A 16,398-nucleotide genomic window follows, 5' to 3' on the forward strand; every position below is an offset into this window, starting at 1 on the left:
TATATGAGACAATGGCTAAGGAAAAGTATTCCATTACATACAAAAAATAAAAAAAGATGAGAGAAAAAAATTTCCAAAACGTTATATAGGGTGTAAAAGCTTTTACAAAAAAATAAGGGGAATCGCTACATGAAATCAAATGAGAAAAATTTTATAAAAAGATTACAGCGGCAAAAAGAAGATGCGCTAGAATTTGTTGTCGATACATACTTACCACTCATAAAAGGAATCACGCACAAAGTACTTCTTCCAGTTCAAAATGATGGATTGATAGAGGAATGTGTAAATGATATATTTCTTTCCATTTGGAATAACGCAAATAAGTTTCATGGAGAGCCGAGTGATTTTAAAAAATGGATTGCAGCGATTGCAAAGTTTAAGGCGATTGATTATTACCGGAAAGCGACTAGAACAGTAGAAATTATTTCAGATGAGTTTCATATTAGTACAGAAAAATCGGCAGAAGATGAATTAATCGTTATGGAAGATAGGGAAGAGTTATTGAAGCTTATTAATCAATTAGAACCGTTAGATCAAAAGGTGTTCGTTATGAAATATCTTCTCGGTATGAAGACAGAGGAAATCGGTGACAAGTTAGGATTAACCAGGGCGGCGATCGATAATCGTGTGTACCGGGGGAAGAAGAAAATACAACAAAATGCTACGAATATTAGTTTTGGAGGTAGTGTAATATGAAAGACATTTATGAACTATTAAATGATATTGATATAGATGAAAAAGAACTTGAGACTTCTGAAATTGAAAAAGAAAAAGTGAAACGTAATTTAAAACGATCTATACGTACGAAGAAAAAGATGAAAACTTGGAAAAAAGGTGTCGCTGCTGCATCCATTTTAGTAGGATTATCAGTTGCAACGCTTGGTATCGGGTTTCCTACATATGCTGGAGGATTGCCAATTGTAGGTGATATATTCCGATTTTTAGATAATGGTAGAACAGGACTATATGAAAATTATAAAGAGTTTTCGACTGAATTGAATATGACGAGAGAGAGTAATGGGGTTAAGGTTACAATTAATGATGTAATTTCTGATGGCAGAACATTATCTATAACGTATTCACTGGAAAGTGAGCAAGACTTAGGGGATGATCCTATTATATTAGGCGGATTGGATATAATGGACGCTCATGGTAGTTCAGGAAGTGGGGAAATGACTAAAGTTACTGAAAAAAAGTATGTAGGTATGGTAACAACGACGCACCATGATATTAATAAAAAGGACAAAGTAAACTTTAGATGGAATATAGAGGGAATAGAGATGCCAGATAGGAAAAAATCAATACAAGGTAATTGGAATTTCGCATTAACTGTAAAATCAATGGATAGTAAAGAGAGAACAATTGGTGGAAGTTCGGAAAAAGAAGGTATAAAAGCAAATATGGAAAAGGTCGCAATGTCGCCGGTTTCATTTATTCTTTATTACAATCAAGAAGTTTCTAAGGGTGCGAGGAAAGAATGGGATAGTGTAGATGTTGAATTGACGGTTAAGGATGATTTAGGGAATGATTATTCGGGTGAAGGAAATGGGGGAAGTGGCAACGATCCTTACAATATTCGATGGAGTGCTACATTCCAAAAGTTGAACGAAAATGCAACAAAGCTTATCGTTACACCTCGTGTACACTTGCGAGTTCATACACCTGAAAATCATGGTGGAGTGGAATATGTGAATGGAAAAGAGAAGGAAATTGAGGTGCCGAAAAAAGAAGCGAAGAGTAAAGATATTGTTCTAGATGATATCGTAATTGATTTAAAGAAATAAAAGAGAGACTGCCTAAAGCCATTAGGCAGTCTTTTTTCGTTAAGAACAAGTAACGAGCAATGCATGTGGATGCTGCGTTTTATATTCATCTTTCCACGGAATGTTTAGTTGTTCCCACGTTTCACCGCTATCATTGGATTGAAATACGCCATTGTTATTTAAAGTGTAAAACGTATGTGGTTCTGCTTGGTTTGTCGCAAACATTGAAATGACTGTACCAATTGCAGAGGGTAGACCTTGCTGCACTTGCTCGAACGGAGTATCTTTCGTTTTTCGATAAATATAAGATTCATAAGGAATACGGTGATGAGCAAGGTCGGCACTTGGTGCGGCAGAAACGAGAATTGTATCGCAATCAGCCGGATCGATAGCCATACTGTATAAATAATGATGTTCAAGTCCTTCACTGCATGAGATCCAGCTGTTTCCGCTATTATAACTTTCAAGGTATGCGCGATCAGGTCCGCCCATAAATCCGTCACCGCATGATGCATAAAGGCGATTAGGGGCTTCAGGGTGCATAAGCAGTTGATGAGCATCAATAGGAGCACCGAATTTTTTATCAATCCATGTATGCCCTCTATCATTACTTTGAATAACAGCACCAGCTTCAATTGAAACATGGATTGTATTTGGAGTGTTTGGATCAACTGTAATCCAGCGAACGTGATGGGTGAAAGGTCTAGGCGGAAAAGCCCACGTATAAGAAGATAATAATGATTTCATATTTTTAAGTTCAGTCCACGTTTCACCACCATTTTCTGAACGGAATAAAGCACTAGGTTCTGTACCGACATAAACGACACCATATCCGTTAACTTGTTCATTAGGGCTTATCGTAATGGAAGTAATCGAAGAATGTAAAATACCATCCTCTTTAGGGAAATCAAAGTAACGATATGAATCTCCAATTGGTCTCCACGAATCCCCGCCATCGTCACTTAGCCATAAACCTCGTCCAAATGTGCCGCAATAAACACGATTTGTTTGGAATGGATCAACCACAATACAGGTAGGTTGCATATTTTGTAAATGATATGTGGTTTCATAGTTACCATATTGTTCTTTTACTACAACAAGTTCACGCTCCATGCAGAGAAATAGTCGTTTCAATTTTGTAGCCCCCTTAAAAATTCTTTCATTAGTAAACAATATGAAAATAAAAAAGAAGTAGTCTTGTTTTTAGTTGAGAAAAAGGACTTGTTTGAAAAGTAGCGAAGTTTGTATACAGAGGAAGCGGGATAAAGTGAAACTTTAATCAGTGGGGTATTGTTCATCTTCTACGGATTAGTAGCATTCACTATCGGGCGTTAATGGGGGATAAAGATAGGGAATGTGTTTCATACTAACATACAGATATTGCACTTAAAGGAGTATTTGTATGGGATACTCACATGATCACGGTCATTCAAAAAATAAAAAAGCGTTATTAATTGCCTTTTTATTAACAACAAGTTTTATGATTGCTGAAGTTATTGGCGGATTTGTAACAAATAGCTTAGCACTATTGTCTGACGCAGGGCATATGTTAAGTGATGCAGTATCCTTAGCTTTAAGTTTACTTGCGTTCAAGCTTGGGGAAAAAACGGCAACGGCCGCGAAAACATATGGGTATAAGCGAGTCGAAATGTTAGCGGCATTATGTAATGGTGTCGTTCTTATTGTCATTTCAGTATATATTTTTATTGAAGCAATTCGTCGTTTTAAGGAACCAGTTGAAATCGCTAGTAATGGAATGCTCATTATTGCTGTGCTTGGTCTGCTTATTAATATTGTATCAGCTTGGATATTAATGAGAGGCGGAGATGTGAAAGGTAATTTAAATTTAAGAAGTGCGTTCTTACATGTACTAGGCGATTTATTAGGTTCAGTTGGAGCGATTATTGCTGCGTTACTTATTAAATTTTTTGGATGGACTGCTGCAGATGCGGTTGCTAGTATTCTTGTGTCTATTTTAGTCATTACAAGTGGATGGCGTGTAACACGTGATACAGTTCATATATTAATGGAAGGTGCACCGCAGCACATAGATGCTGAAGAGGTGAAAAATACATTATTAAATATTACTATTGTAAAAGAAGTTCATGATTTACATATATGGTCTGTAACATCAGATTTTCAAGTATTAACTTGCCATCTTATTATCGAAGGTAATGAAACGCAAAGCGTATTGAAAGAAGCAACGGATGTATTAAAGGGGAAATTTCATGTAGAACATGTCACCATTCAAGTTGAAATAGAAGGTGAATTTAACCATAATGAGACAACTTGCAAAGTATGAAAGAAAAAGGGTATGAAAAAATGTCATAACATTTTTCGCGTGGCATACATATATATAATGTGGCCACAAATACTTTGTAAGGTAAATATTTCATAAGATTACTTTACTTATTAAGAATCATCTTTTATAATCAAAAGTGGTAATTGATAAAGATTATCATTTTCAATGATCGTAGAAAGGAGTTTTTTAAAAGATGAGTAGTCAACTCCGTTTTGCTGTTGAAAATCGTAAGAGACATTTAATTGATGAGTTAATTGGAGCAGGGGTGTTTAAGATTCGCGACCGACAATTATACGAGCTGTCTTTAGAGGAATTGGAAAAAGAGTACGAGCATATTGAAGATTACGCAAATATTCAGGCATAGCACATAGATTATTAAAGAAGGAGCTGGTTACACTTTTGTGTAACCAGCTTTATTATTTCATAGAAATTATTTTTTGTATTTCTTTCATTGGACGGAGCCAGTTTTGAGACATCATTTGTTCCATTCGTTTTTCATCCTGTTTTTGTAGTGCTTGAATTATAGAGTGATGTTCTTTAATAGATTGACTTGCAGGCACGAAGTTTTGGAAAAATAAATATTCAAGGCGTAAAATGTGAAGTTGCATATTTTCTAGAAAAGGTTCAATATATCGGTTTTTAGCAATAGAAGTAATTGTATTGTGAAATCGTATATCTAGTTCTAAAGCTTTTTTTGAATCTTTTTCATGTATAGATTGTTGAAAAGCATCATTTATCTCGGAAAGTAGTTTAATATCAGCGTCTGTAACTTTTTGAAGTGCTTGCTTTCCTATAATTGAGTGAAGACCAGCTATCGTCTCATAAATGATAGATACGTCGTCTAACTTAATAGGCGCGATTTTCGTTTTTTGCCCAGGTACCATTTCAACTAATCCAGAAAGCTCTAAAATTTGTAAAGCTTCTCTAACAGGTGTTCTGCTTACTCCTAGTGCTTCTGCCAATTCCCCATCATTTATTTTCTCATCAGGTCGTAAAACACCTTCTATAATCCAATCTTGCAGTTGATTTAAAACGAGTGACTTTGCTGAAACTCTTCCTGTTTTTTTATAATTTTGAGGGACAGGCATAGTGAATTCAATCCTTTCATTGTATATGTTTCTTTTTCGTATTAACAAGCTTTAATTTTGGTTTTCCTTTATCCGGTTTTTGGCTTAATATGAGCACCATTACAATTACACAAAAAGCACCTAATAACTGAAAAGATTGAAACGGTACGTGCAAAATAAGCACAGAAGAAATAATAGCTGCGAGTGGTTCTGTACAGCCAAATAATGTTGTTTCTTTAGGCGTAAGGTATCTTATGCTATCTAAGTATAAATAAAATGCGATGAGTGTCCCGAAAATGACGACAAATGTAATGAGCGGGAGGGTACTTAGTTTTACATATTTCATAGTTGATAATAAAATGAATTCGTTTGTGGAAATAAAGTGTAAAATCGTTACGCCAATCCCCCCAATGATCATCCCCCATCCAACGATAACGGATGAAGACCACTTTTCTAACAATTCTTTTGAATACAAACTATAAAATGCAAGAGATAGTCCAGATAAAATGCCCCAAATGATAGCAGGTGTAGATACAGCTAAGTTATGAACAGAACCGTTTGTTAATAGGAGAAAAGTCCCTACTAATGAGAGGGTAATTGAAATATAATCAATTTTTGATGGACGAACGCTCCATTTGAAAAGTAAGTATACAGTGATAAATATAGGGGCTAAATATTGTAACAAAGTTGCAACAGCAGCGTTTCCTTCTTTAATAGAAGCGAAGTACGTGTACTGTACAGCAAGCATGCCTAAAAGACCGAACAAAATTATCTTATTTGCATCAGACTTTTGTTTCCAAATTCCAAATATTTCTTTTTTGTTCGCTCCGAATGATGACATAATGAGCAAAATAGCACCGGATATAAGCAAACGGATTGTAACTAACCATTCAGTGGAAACGTTTTCGAATTGAAAAAGTTGTTGCGCAGCTGTTCCGGATAAGCCCCATAAACAAGCACCGATTATGACCATTATAATTCCTTTTAATCGATTTGGATCCATAAAATATATAGTCCTCCTTTCAAAAAAATATATATTAGATACAATATGCAATATATCACGAAATGGAGTATTAATAAACTGAAATTTCTAATTAAAAATAAAATTGTTTAGTAAGAACGATCATCTTTTTTGTGTATAGTAAAATATCGTAGGGGAGAGTTATATGCTAGCAGGATTTTTGGTTTGTTTATTTGTTGGATTACTTATCATTTTTTTAGGCTATCAAATACATGTGAAAAAGAGATTGTTTTTGTTGGCAGGCTATCAGGAAGAAACGTTTGTTGGAGATAAAAATAAATTAGCGAAGCTTTCAGGTGTGTTTTCCTATATAGTCGGAGTTGCTACTATACTATTACCGTTTGGCTTAGAAAAAATAGGTGATGTAGTTGGTATCGTATATGCTATCTTAATTGTTTTAGGTACAATTGTGTTTCTTATTAAAGCAAATATGTTAAATAAGAGTACTACAAAGTGAAAAAGGCTCCATGCTACGGAAGCCTTTTTATTATGAAGTGAAAGTAAAAGCGGGAATAGGATCAACAAATGTATTTCAATCTTGTTTCATTTCTTTTTCTGTTAATAGAACGATTCATATCGATGCTGATAAATACAAGTTCAGTTATTTGATCTCCATATCGTTCATCCAATTTTTTCAATGCTTCTGGTTCTAAGGAATGCTATTTCCGCTTGTGAAAATAAGTAAAGTAGAGAAGATTAAGAAGCCAGCAAATCCATATGTAGATGAAGAATTACCCCAATAAGAATGGGGTAATTCTTCATCTTTTTATGAAATATAATCATAATCGCGACGCCAAAAAAATAAAGATAAGAGTAATTTGGTTTGTTAAAAATATGTGTATAAGGAGATACGTGATGAACTGGGTTACTCATAAACCATCGTTTGAATTTGAAAATTTTAGTCCTATTATTCGGTCACAATCTGCGTGGAGTGGGCATTTAGATTTCGCATATGATTTAGTAAGATTTGAAGAACCAGCAACTTTAGTTGAGTTAGGTACGCATTTAGGTGCTTCCTTTTTTAGTTTTTGCCAGGGGGTAAAAGATGGTGGGTTAGCCACAAAATGTTTTGCTGTAGATACTTGGGCTGGAGATGGGCATACAGGTCCATATGGAGAAGGGGTTTTTCAAATAGTAGAAAAAGTGGTGAGGGATAACTACCTGAATATAGGGAATTTAATTCGGTCTACTTTTGATGATGCTCTGGATGAGTTTCAAGATGAAACGATAAATCTTTTGCATATTGATGGCTATCATACGTATGAAGCTGTTTCTCATGATTATAAAACATGGTTACCTAAAGTTGCGAAAAACGGTATTGTATTATTTCATGATATTGAAGTTAAAAACGGTGATTTCGGTGTGTATAAGTTTTGGGATGAGGTCAAGGTGAAATACCCTCATTTTCAGTTTGGGCATTCATATGGACTCGGAGTTTTATTTCCGAAAGGTTGTAGCGATAAGTTTTCGGAAATACTTAAAAATAAAGAAGAGATACAAAATATGTATAAATAAAAGAGGGGCATGCATCGATTAAATGATGTGTGCTCTTTTTTTATGTGGAAATATATTATTACATATGAGGTGAAAGCGGTAGTAAAAAGTTTTGTTGAGGCAAATATTAAAAAGGTTATTATGGGTTAATAATTAGTGGGGATGGATAAAACCCTCATTGATTAAAGTTTTATTTCATTAGGTGTTTTTATCTAAATAAAAATACAACATTTTTTATATTTTTCATTGCGAAAAGCGCAATCTACTTTTACAATAGAAAGGGTTGTGAATATATTATACTGAAAAAATAAATCGAAATAATATGAAAATTTTGTTTTGTCTTCGCTGATTGTATACTACATACACGTAAGACTACATACATCATGTTATCGACTTGTAAGGAGAGAAAAAAATGAAAAGTGTAAGATTACCATCGATGCTAGAAATTATTATTCTTTTATGCCTATTTCTTGCTGTCGTCTTTTCCTTCCAAACGATTTTTGATCTCCCAATTCAATTAGCGCTATTTATTTCATGGTTTTTAGTTATTGCGCTTGGATTAAGATTAGGATTTCGTTATCAAGAATTGCAAGATGCAATTACGAAAGGGATTTCTAATGGATTAGAAGCAATTCTTATTTTAGTTGCAGTTGGGGCTTTAATTGGAACGTGGATTGCTGGTGGGGTTGTACCTACATTAATTTATTATGGATTAGAATTCATTCACCCTAGCATATTCTTATTGGCAACTTTAATTATTTGTTCAATCACTTCTATCGCGACAGGAACATCATGGGGAACAGTTGGAACTGCAGGTATTGCTATGATGGCGATAGGTGAAGGGCTTGGATTACCACTTCCGCTTGTTGCGGGTGCAGTCCTTTCAGGAGCTTATTTCGGAGACAAATTATCACCACTTTCTGATAGCACAGTTCTTGCAGCTTCTATGGCGAAAGTAGATGTTATTGCTCACGTTCGAGCTATGCTCGTATTAGACGTTCCAGCTTATATTATTACCAGCATTATGTTTACTGTTGCTGGATGGATGTATGGCGGGGATAATGTAGATTTAAATAGAGTTGAGTTTTTAAAAGAATCTTTATTAAAGCACTTTGATATTAAAATATGGATGCTTGTTCCAGCGGTAATTGTTATTGTGCTATTGGCGATGAAGAAACCATCTATGCCAACAATTGCTATGGGAGCTTTAATTGGTGCAATTTGGGCAACACTTTTCCAAGGAATGAACTTTGGAGAGGCAATTGGAACAGCATATAACGGATTCTCAATTCAATCTGGTGTCGAGTTTGTCGATAAGTTATTAAACCGTGGTGGAATTAATGGTATGCTTGGTTCAGTAGCCGTTATTATTTTCGGCTTAGGTTTTGGTGGATTACTTGAAAAGCTAGGTGTTCTAAAGGTAATCGTATCGAAATTTGAGAAGAAATTAAATTCTGCAGGTAATGTAACATTGTCTACACTAATCGTTGCATTTTTAGCTAACATATTTGGTTGTGCGATGTACGTATCACTTATTTTAACACCAAAAATTATGGAAGAAAGCTATGATAAATTAAAAATAGATCGCCGCGTATTAGCACGTAACTCAGAAGTAGGTGGAACTTTGACTTCTGGTATGGTTCCATGGTCTGATAATGGTATTTTTATGGCTGGTATTTTAGGTGTATCAACATTATCATACGTTCCATTTATGTGGCTAAGCTTCGTATCACTCATTTTAGCAGTTATTTATGGATATACAGGCAAGTTCATTTGGTATGTAGATGATGCGGATAAAGGAAAGCAAGCATCATAAAATAAAAAATCACCTTCTACAATATGTAGAAGGTGATTTTTTATTTTATAATAGGAGTTGAAGAAGTTATTTCGTCCTCATATTTAGCAATTTTTTGTTGTATCTTTTTTAAGTTTTTTTCAGTGTCTTGAATGAGCTGTAAGACATTGGTCTCCTGTTGTTTCATTAATTCCAACCGTTGAAGGATGGTAGATTCCCCCGCCATAGACCAGTCGATAAATTTTTTTATTTTTTGAATTGGCATACTGGTGTTTTTTAAACATAAAATCATCTCTAAATATTTCAGTGCTTCTTCATCAAAAACGCGATCTCCTTTTTCATTTCTTTTAAGAAAAGGGAACAGTCCTTGTTTATCGTAATAACGTATTTGAGAAATAGTTAAGTGGTGCATTTTGGCGACTTGCCCAATTGTATAATACATATCATTCATCCCTTTATTACCAAGGTATAATGCCGTCTTTATTTAGTATTTTACCATTATAGTTTGTTTCACTTAATGCATATTTAATAATAATTTTAGCACTTTCATTGGTCGTATGGCCACCTGGGGAATTTCCATTTAGGTCAGTAGTTGTAAAACCAGGGGTTACTCCGAAAATTGCTGGACCGTTAGTACCAAATTCTTTGCTAAATGCTAATGTTAAAGCATTAATAGCTGTTTTTGAAGAATTGTATCCTAATGTATTAATTGGGTGTGTTTCACCGCTAGCAAACATTGTTAGTGAGGCCATGTCAGTTGTTACATTTATAATTTTACTGTTGCTTGATTTCTTTAATAATGGTAAAAAGGCTTGCACCATTTGGAATGTTCCAAAAAAGTTAACTTCAAATTCTTGGCGTAAAGTTTCAATATTTAATTCACTAGGTAGCGTATGGAAGTCGAGTGCTATGCCTGCATTATTGATTAATAAATCTAAGTGGTCAGTCGTTTCATGGATTTTTTTGATTGCTTCTTGAATGGATTGAGCACTAGAAATGTCTACTTGAATATAGGAAACGTTTGAAACATTTAAAGATTCTACGGCTTGTTGTCCAAGTTGTTTATTACGAGCACCTAAAAATACGTGATAGTCTTTTTCTGCTAATTGACGAACCAATTCATATCCGATCCCTTTATTCGCACCTGTTATGAAAGCATATTTTTTCATTTTGAATTCCTCCAGTGTCGTTATAGTAGGTTACAATGGAAAGGATACAGCCTAAACCTAAGTTTAGGTCAAGAGGAATTTATGAAAAAAATATTGAATATTTGTATATATGAGTGAGAATTCTTATCATTTGATTAAAAGTCTGTTAATATAAGAGATGTAGGTATTATATTTTCAAGGGGATGAAAAAATGGAGTACAGAATTGAAAGAGATACATTAGGAGAAATAAAAGTTCCAGCTGATAAATTATGGGCAGCACAAACACAACGTAGTAAAGAAAACTTCCCGATTGGAACAGAGCAAATGCCGCTTGAAATTGTAAAAGCATTTGCCATTTTAAAGAAGAGTGCAGCGCTTAGCAATCAAAAATTAGGAAAGTTATCAGAAGAAAAAGCAGAAACAATTGTGGCAGCAGCTGACGAAGTAATTGTAGGGAAATGGAATGAACATTTTCCGCTTGTTGTATGGCAAACGGGTAGCGGTACACAGTCAAACATGAATGTGAATGAAGTAATTGCAAATCGAGGGAATCAAATTTTGAAAGATAAGGGATCTGACGTACATATTCATCCGAATGATGACGTGAACATGTCTCAAAGTTCAAATGATACATTTCCAACAGCGCTTCATGTAGCATGTGTAATTGCAGTAGAAAATCACGTATTACCGGCAATTACGAAATTAAAAGAAACTTTAGCAGAAAAAGTAACTGCATTTGAACATATTATAAAAATTGGTCGTACACACTTACAAGATGCAACACCGTTAACGTTAGGACAAGAAATTAGCGGATGGCACCGTATGCTTGAAAAAACAGAGCGTATGATTGCAGAGAGCAATACATATATGAAAGAGCTTGCAATTGGTGGTACTGCAGTTGGAACAGGTATTAATGCTCATCCTAAATTTGGTGAGATGGTGTCAGAGGAAATTAGCCAATTTACAGGTAAGCAATTTATTTCTGCACCAAATAAGTTCCACGCATTAACGAGCCATGATGAAGTTGTATATACGCATGGTGCATTAAAGGCATTAGCAGCTGATTTAATGAAGATCGCTAACGATGTACGCTGGCTGGCAAGTGGTCCACGTAGTGGTCTAGGAGAAATTATTATTCCGGCAAATGAGCCAGGAAGCTCTATTATGCCAGGTAAAGTAAATCCAACGCAAAGTGAAGCGTTAACGATGGTTGTAGCGCAAGTGATGGGAAATGACGCAACAATCGGATTTGCTGCGAGCCAAGGTAATTTTGAGCTAAACGTATTTAAACCAGTTATTGCATATAACTTCTTACAATCCGCTCACTTATTAGCAGATGCAATTGTTTCATTTAATGATAATTGTGCAGTTGGCATTGAAGCGGATGAAGAAGTAATTAAAGAGAATGTGAATCGTTCATTAATGCTTGTTACTGCATTAAACCCGCATATAGGATATGAAAATGCAGCGAAAATTGCGAAGCATGCTCATAAAGAGGGGTTAACTTTAAAAGAAGCAGCATTGCAATCGGGCCTATTAACAGAAGAGCAATTTAATGAAATTGTAGATCCGAAAAAAATGATTGCTCCGAAAGAGTAATAGAAAAAGCCAAGGTTCTTAGTTTAGAATCTTGGCTTTTTTTGATATTTATTTTATGTTTCCGCCACTTGTACTACTGCAAGCTCCAAAAGATATTATTTGTTAGAAGACGTATTCATTACTTTCATATGTGGGCAGTTCTCTTTTAAGAGTGAAATGAATTTTTCTTCTTCTTGTGGTACGAAAGTTGTCACAGAGTCAAATAAATTATAATCAATTTCTAATTGCTGCCTAGTCCATTTTTCTGAACGGAGTGTTTTGCCAGAGTATTTAATGTGACGAATATCTTCAAATGGAATTTCAGTACGTAATATGAAACCGTGTTTTACAATAAGAGAAGATTCCGTTATGTTGTAGTGAGAGAAATAGAATGAAGAGAGATTCACGATATTTAACAGCATCATAAGAGTGAAAAAAATAGAATTTTCGTTTTGGAAGAATAGCGAAATGAAAAAAATAATTATAAATAATGTAATAAAAATGACGTGAAATGGATTTTTTTTCGCTTTAAACTTCAAGTTAGTCACCTCGTTATACGTGTTATTTAACTAAATTAAATCACAACATCGTAATAAACCGAAAGAATATGCAGAATTGCATATTCTTTCGGTTTATTATTCGTGTAAAATTTTTTGATAGGATAAATTTAAATGAAGTTTTTAATAGTGGAGTGGCATAAAGTGACTAACAAGAATAAAATTGTAGTGCTAGTCATAATTAGTTGTATGATGATTATGAATGGCTGCTCAAATAGATTCGCTGAGGATGGAAAGCGAAAACATGTATTTGTACAAGCGAGTAAAGTTTTAGTGGAAGTTGTTTATAAAATATATAAAGGGTAAAAAGGGTGTTTCTATATGTGGAAACACCTTTTTTGTAGTTAAAATTGAATACTGAAGTTTTGGAATGAGTGAATGTTGGTTCCATGTTGAACGAGTTTGTTATCACTTAAATATTGAATAGCGTATTTTACTTCTTTCAATATAGTAGGAGAAAGACCAAGTGTATGATGTGAACCGTAAATTTGTTTAATAGGAGAGAAGTTTGTAATTTTGTTTAGAGACTGAACTAAGTCTACAGGATTTGTCGAAGGATAAAACGCAAAAATCGTTCCTTCATAAAGTAAATCCCCTGTGAATAAAAGCGCAGTTTCATAATCGTATATACAAATATATCCTGGTGAGTGAACTGGAGTATGTATAATTTGAATTTTCCTATTTCCGATATCAATAATGTCTCCATCCTGTAGTAATTTTGTTGGTGTTCCTTGAAATGGATTGAATGTTTCAGGTTGAAATGTTTTAGGTGTAGGTTTAGTAATGTCACGAGCGATGTCGTGCCTAATTTGAGTAATAGGAAGTCCTTTTATGCCGTTAATGAGCCAATCTTCTTCTAAAGCATGTACATAGATTTCTTCATATTGTGAGTGACTACCGATATGATCCCAATGAACGTGTGTTGTGACAACTGTAATTGGTAAGTTTGTTAGTTGGTCCGTTATACGTTTCATCTTATCGATACCTAGTCCAGTATCGATAAGGAGTGCGGTGGTATCGCCTACAAGTAAGAAGGAATGTACTTTCTCCCAATGCCCATATTCACTAATCGCATATGTATTTCGAGCGATTTGTTTAACAGTAAACCAAGGGTCGTGCAAAATAGTCATGTTTTGTTTCACATCCTAAATTCATTTATTAAACACATTCGCTTTTCGTTGCTTTAAGTCCTTTTTTAATTTGTTTAATAGATTTTTTTATAAAAGTTTATAAAATGGGTAAACGGAACGTTGAAATGTTTGTTTGTGTTATGTTAAGATGGTGAAGTGGCAATAAACGTTATTGTGATTTGTTTAGTTTTTGAATAAACGTTTTGAAGGAGTGTTTAGTGTGAGTGATATTTCAGAGAAGTTTTGGGATGCATCGGTTGAGGAATTGAAGAAAGGGTATGTGTTTGAAGCGGAAGCAGAGGAATATATTTGTTTAGCTTGTGGAGAAGCGTTTATTAAGGGGGTTATTTATCAAGATAATCAAGTTTTGTATGAAGCAGAGAAGTTTGTGCAATTGCATGTGCAAAATGAACATACGTCTATGTTTGATTATTTATTAAATCTTGATAAGAAGTATACGGGTTTAACGGATTTGCAAAAGAAAATGGTTCAGTTTTTCCATATGGGGCTAAATGATAAAGAGATTGTAAAAGAGATGGATGGCGGAAGTACATCAACCATTCGTAATCATCGATTTACACTTCGAGAAAAAATGAAGCAAGCGAAAGTGTTTTTAGCGTTAATGGAACTGTCAGAAAAAAAATCAAAAGTACAAACGAAATTTGTACCCATTCATAGAACAGCAACGATGGTGGATGATCGCTACAATATTACGGAAGAAGAAAATGAGGAAGTATTAAAAGCACATTTTACAGAAGGATTAGATGGACCGCTTTCTAAATTTCCGAAAAAGCAAAAGCGTAAATTAATTATATTACGCCATTTAGTGACGAAGTTTGATAGTAATAAAAAGTACAATGAAAAAGAAGTAAATACTGTCATAGAAAGTGTATACCCGGATTTTGTAACTTTAAGAAGATATTTAATCGAATATGGGTTTTTAGATAGAACAGCTGATGGAAGCCAATACTGGGTGAAGTTATAATAATACGGAAAAGAAAATGAATGGAAGCACATCGTTATAACAACTATACAAAGAGATAGAAGTTGAAAAACAGATTTTTAGTAAAAGGAGAAATGAAATTTGAAACCACCTACAAATAACAATAAAGAAGGTGTAGAGTCACAGAAGTCAGAAACGGAACATAAGCCGATATGGAAATCGATGTCCATGTTTTTAGTGCCGTTACTTTTAAGTAATGTATTACAGTCAGTTGGACAGTTATTTGGAATGGTAGTAGTAGGAAGATGGCTTGGCGTAAATGATCTAGCAGCTATATCGGCATTTTTCCCGTTATTTTTCCTACTCGTTTCATTTGTAATTGGAATTGGTTCTGGTAGTTCAATTTTAATTGGTCAGGCATTTGGTGCTAAAAATGAGGAGCGCTTAAAAGCTATCGTTGGTACGACGCTTACGTTTACTTTTATTATCGGAGTCGTGTTGGCGATAATAGGTAGTATTTTTGCGATGGATATTATGCGTCTTATGGGAACGCCAGAAAATATTATTGAAATAAGTGTGCATTACGCAAGAATTTTATTTATATCTATGCCAGTATTATTTTTATATTTTGCATACACAACATTTATGAGAGGTACAGGAGATTCAAAAACGCCATTTTACTTTTTAATCGTAAGTACAGCGCTAAATATGATTTTATTACCAATTCTTATTTTTGGCTGGTTAGGAGCTCCGAAATTAGATGTTTACGGAGCAGCCTATGCTTCAGTTATATCTACAGTTATTACGTTTATTGTCATGCTAGTGTATTTAAAGAAGAAAAATCATCCACTACAATTAGACGGGACAGTAAGAAAATATCTTCGTATGGACTGGGAGTTATTAAAATTATTGTTACGCCTCGGTATTCCAGCGAGTATTAATATGATATTAGTTTCATTATCAGAGATCGCGGTAATCGCATTTGTAAATCGGTACGGTTCAGATGCAACAGCGGCGTATGGTGTTGTGAACCAAGTTGCAAGTTATGTACAAATGCCAGCGGTTAGCCTCGGTATTACGGTATCAATTTTTGCAGCGCAATCAATTGGTGCGAACCAATTTGATCGATTGCAGAAAGTTGTTAAGGCCGGAATTATTATGAATTATATAATTGGTGGTGTATTAATATCTCTTATTTACTTGTTCTCAAGAGATATTTTAGCACTATTTTTAACAAGTCAAAATACAATTGACATTGCTCATAGTCTAATCATGATTACATTATGGAGCTACTTAATTTTCGGTCATGCACAAATTATTAGTGCGACAATGCGAGCAAGTGGTACTGTACTATGGCCAACTGTAATCAGTATTGTATCAATTTGGCTTGTTGAAGTACCTGTGGCGTATTATCTTTCTTACCATACGAGCCTTGGAATAGAAGGGATATGGATTGGGTATCCAGCTGCATTCATCGTCAGCTTAATATTACAGTATGCATATTATAAGCTTTCATGGCAGAAGAAACGAATTACACGATTAGTGAGTTAAAAGATGAAAATGTCCCTAAGTCATTATACTTAGGGACATTTTTTTATG

General features: G+C 34.4%; 18 protein-coding genes and 1 pseudogene. 11 read left to right on the forward strand and 8 right to left on the reverse strand.

What is annotated here, in order from left to right:
• The first annotated feature begins 129 nt into the window (after positions 1 to 129).
• The gene (locus ABH957_RS07525; protein ID WP_404510887.1) at positions 130 to 696 is read left to right on the forward strand and encodes a sigma-70 family RNA polymerase sigma factor; all 567 of its coding nucleotides are present in this window, start codon (positions 130 to 132) and stop codon (positions 694 to 696) included.
• Complete coding sequence (locus ABH957_RS07530) at positions 693 to 1,784, forward strand: DUF4179 domain-containing protein (protein ID WP_404491339.1); 1,092 nt, start codon at positions 693 to 695, stop codon at positions 1,782 to 1,784. Before ABH957_RS07525 ends, ABH957_RS07530 begins: the two co-directional genes overlap by 4 nt.
• A gap of 39 nt (positions 1,785 to 1,823) precedes the next feature.
• Here ABH957_RS07530 and ABH957_RS07535 read toward each other — a convergent pair whose 3' ends face one another.
• The gene (locus tag ABH957_RS07535; protein WP_404456167.1) at positions 1,824 to 2,897 is read right to left on the reverse strand and encodes a beta propeller repeat protein; all 1,074 of its coding nucleotides are present in this window, start codon (positions 2,895 to 2,897) and stop codon (positions 1,824 to 1,826) included.
• Positions 2,898 to 3,165: 268 nt separating this feature from the next.
• On the opposite strand from ABH957_RS07535, the gene ABH957_RS07540 reads away from it, so the two are divergent.
• Together ABH957_RS07540 and fbpA are read left to right on the forward strand one after the other, a co-directional pair.
• Positions 3,166 to 4,065 carry a cation diffusion facilitator family transporter gene (locus tag ABH957_RS07540; RefSeq protein WP_404510889.1) on the forward strand — a complete coding sequence of 300 codons (900 nt, stop codon included), beginning with the start codon at positions 3,166 to 3,168 and terminating at the stop codon, positions 4,063 to 4,065.
• Positions 4,066 to 4,258: 193 nt separating this feature from the next.
• Positions 4,259 to 4,429 (forward strand): Fur-regulated basic protein FbpA, encoded by a 171-nt coding sequence (gene fbpA, locus ABH957_RS07545; protein ID WP_002012091.1) that lies wholly within the window; start codon positions 4,259 to 4,261, stop codon positions 4,427 to 4,429.
• A 52-nt stretch (positions 4,430 to 4,481) separates the two neighbouring features.
• Here fbpA and ABH957_RS07550 read toward each other — a convergent pair whose 3' ends face one another.
• Entirely contained in the window at positions 4,482 to 5,153 is a 672-nt protein-coding gene (locus ABH957_RS07550) for a GntR family transcriptional regulator (RefSeq protein ID WP_193663025.1), read from the reverse strand.
• Positions 5,154 to 5,169: 16 nt separating this feature from the next.
• Positions 5,170 to 6,135, reverse strand: a complete 966-nt coding sequence (locus ABH957_RS07555) for a DMT family transporter (RefSeq protein WP_002168697.1) — start codon at positions 6,133 to 6,135, stop codon at positions 5,170 to 5,172.
• Positions 6,136 to 6,298: 163 nt separating this feature from the next.
• Here ABH957_RS07555 and ABH957_RS07560 point away from each other — a divergent pair, with 163 nt between their 5' ends.
• On the forward strand, positions 6,299 to 6,610 hold the full coding sequence (locus ABH957_RS07560) for a DUF3784 domain-containing protein (protein WP_002064702.1): 312 nt from the start codon (positions 6,299 to 6,301) through the stop codon (positions 6,608 to 6,610).
• Positions 6,611 to 6,685: 75 nt separating this feature from the next.
• Here ABH957_RS07560 and ABH957_RS07565 read toward each other — a convergent pair.
• Positions 6,686 to 6,803 (reverse strand): annotated as a pseudogene (locus tag ABH957_RS07565) (cobalamin biosynthesis protein); the annotation flags it as partial.
• A gap of 205 nt (positions 6,804 to 7,008) precedes the next feature.
• Here ABH957_RS07565 and ABH957_RS07570 point away from each other — a divergent pair.
• Both ABH957_RS07570 and nhaC read left to right on the forward strand, forming a co-directional pair.
• On the forward strand, positions 7,009 to 7,668 hold the full coding sequence (locus ABH957_RS07570; RefSeq protein WP_002030981.1) for a class I SAM-dependent methyltransferase: 660 nt from the start codon (positions 7,009 to 7,011) through the stop codon (positions 7,666 to 7,668).
• A 391-nt stretch (positions 7,669 to 8,059) separates the two neighbouring features.
• On the forward strand, positions 8,060 to 9,463 hold the full coding sequence (nhaC, locus tag ABH957_RS07575; protein ID WP_002135474.1) for a Na+/H+ antiporter NhaC: 1,404 nt from the start codon (positions 8,060 to 8,062) through the stop codon (positions 9,461 to 9,463).
• 40 nt (positions 9,464 to 9,503) lie between these two features.
• Here nhaC and ABH957_RS07580 read toward each other — a convergent pair whose 3' ends face one another.
• Together ABH957_RS07580 and ABH957_RS07585 are read right to left on the reverse strand one after the other, a co-directional pair.
• Positions 9,504 to 9,893 (reverse strand): MerR family transcriptional regulator, encoded by a 390-nt coding sequence (locus ABH957_RS07580; RefSeq protein ID WP_404510891.1) that lies wholly within the window; start codon positions 9,891 to 9,893, stop codon positions 9,504 to 9,506.
• A gap of 7 nt (positions 9,894 to 9,900) precedes the next feature.
• Complete coding sequence (locus ABH957_RS07585; protein ID WP_404510893.1) at positions 9,901 to 10,611, reverse strand: SDR family NAD(P)-dependent oxidoreductase; 711 nt, start codon at positions 10,609 to 10,611, stop codon at positions 9,901 to 9,903.
• Between the two features lie 190 nt (positions 10,612 to 10,801).
• Between ABH957_RS07585 and fumC the strand changes: the two genes are divergently transcribed.
• Positions 10,802 to 12,190, forward strand: a complete 1,389-nt coding sequence (gene fumC / locus ABH957_RS07590; protein WP_404456174.1) for a class II fumarate hydratase — start codon at positions 10,802 to 10,804, stop codon at positions 12,188 to 12,190.
• A 95-nt stretch (positions 12,191 to 12,285) separates the two neighbouring features.
• On the opposite strand, the gene ABH957_RS07595 is transcribed toward fumC, so the two are convergent.
• Positions 12,286 to 12,708, reverse strand: coding sequence for a PH domain-containing protein (locus ABH957_RS07595; RefSeq protein ID WP_044441536.1), 423 nt, complete (start codon positions 12,706 to 12,708; stop codon positions 12,286 to 12,288).
• A gap of 132 nt (positions 12,709 to 12,840) precedes the next feature.
• Between ABH957_RS07595 and ABH957_RS07600 the strand changes: the two genes are divergently transcribed.
• Positions 12,841 to 13,032 (forward strand): hypothetical protein, encoded by a 192-nt coding sequence (locus tag ABH957_RS07600; protein ID WP_404510895.1) that lies wholly within the window; start codon positions 12,841 to 12,843, stop codon positions 13,030 to 13,032.
• A 38-nt stretch (positions 13,033 to 13,070) separates the two neighbouring features.
• On the opposite strand, the gene ABH957_RS07605 is transcribed toward ABH957_RS07600, so the two are convergent.
• Positions 13,071 to 13,856: an MBL fold metallo-hydrolase gene (locus ABH957_RS07605; RefSeq protein WP_404511030.1), complete on the reverse strand. Its 786-nt coding sequence runs from the start codon at positions 13,854 to 13,856 to the stop codon at positions 13,071 to 13,073.
• Between the two features lie 220 nt (positions 13,857 to 14,076).
• Between ABH957_RS07605 and ABH957_RS07610 the strand changes: the two genes are divergently transcribed.
• Both ABH957_RS07610 and ABH957_RS07615 read left to right on the forward strand, forming a co-directional pair.
• On the forward strand, positions 14,077 to 14,841 hold the full coding sequence (locus ABH957_RS07610; RefSeq protein ID WP_002141210.1) for a DUF2087 domain-containing protein: 765 nt from the start codon (positions 14,077 to 14,079) through the stop codon (positions 14,839 to 14,841).
• Positions 14,842 to 14,940: 99 nt separating this feature from the next.
• On the forward strand, positions 14,941 to 16,350 hold the full coding sequence (locus tag ABH957_RS07615; protein ID WP_404510897.1) for an MATE family efflux transporter: 1,410 nt from the start codon (positions 14,941 to 14,943) through the stop codon (positions 16,348 to 16,350).
• Positions 16,351 to 16,398 lie beyond the last annotated feature (48 nt).

The organism is Bacillus sp. RC242 (assembly GCF_044908245.1).
GTDB lineage: Bacteria > Bacillota > Bacilli > Bacillales > Bacillaceae_G > Bacillus_A > Bacillus_A mycoides.

What these genes read in the sequence shown, in the direction of transcription:
- ABH957_RS07525 (WP_404510887.1), top strand. Translation starts at nt 130, where the DNA reads ATGAAATCAAATGAGAAAAATTTTATAAAAAGATTACAGCGGCAAAAA.
- ABH957_RS07530 (WP_404491339.1), top strand. Translation starts at nt 693, where the DNA reads ATGAAAGACATTTATGAACTATTAAATGATATTGATATAGATGAAAAA.
- ABH957_RS07540 (WP_404510889.1), top strand. Translation starts at nt 3,166, where the DNA reads ATGGGATACTCACATGATCACGGTCATTCAAAAAATAAAAAAGCGTTA.
- fbpA (WP_002012091.1), top strand. Translation starts at nt 4,259, where the DNA reads ATGAGTAGTCAACTCCGTTTTGCTGTTGAAAATCGTAAGAGACATTTA.
- ABH957_RS07550 (WP_193663025.1), bottom strand. Translation starts at nt 5,153, where the DNA reads ATGCCTGTCCCTCAAAATTATAAAAAAACAGGAAGAGTTTCAGCAAAG.
- ABH957_RS07555 (WP_002168697.1), bottom strand. Translation starts at nt 6,135, where the DNA reads ATGGATCCAAATCGATTAAAAGGAATTATAATGGTCATAATCGGTGCT.
- ABH957_RS07560 (WP_002064702.1), top strand. Translation starts at nt 6,299, where the DNA reads ATGCTAGCAGGATTTTTGGTTTGTTTATTTGTTGGATTACTTATCATT.
- ABH957_RS07570 (WP_002030981.1), top strand. Translation starts at nt 7,009, where the DNA reads ATGAACTGGGTTACTCATAAACCATCGTTTGAATTTGAAAATTTTAGT.
- nhaC (WP_002135474.1), top strand. Translation starts at nt 8,060, where the DNA reads ATGAAAAGTGTAAGATTACCATCGATGCTAGAAATTATTATTCTTTTA.
- ABH957_RS07580 (WP_404510891.1), bottom strand. Translation starts at nt 9,893, where the DNA reads ATGAATGATATGTATTATACAATTGGGCAAGTCGCCAAAATGCACCAC.
- ABH957_RS07585 (WP_404510893.1), bottom strand. Translation starts at nt 10,611, where the DNA reads ATGAAAAAATATGCTTTCATAACAGGTGCGAATAAAGGGATCGGATAT.
- fumC (WP_404456174.1), top strand. Translation starts at nt 10,802, where the DNA reads ATGGAGTACAGAATTGAAAGAGATACATTAGGAGAAATAAAAGTTCCA.
- ABH957_RS07600 (WP_404510895.1), top strand. Translation starts at nt 12,841, where the DNA reads ATGAAGTTTTTAATAGTGGAGTGGCATAAAGTGACTAACAAGAATAAA.
- ABH957_RS07605 (WP_404511030.1), bottom strand. Translation starts at nt 13,856, where the DNA reads ATGACTATTTTGCACGACCCTTGGTTTACTGTTAAACAAATCGCTCGA.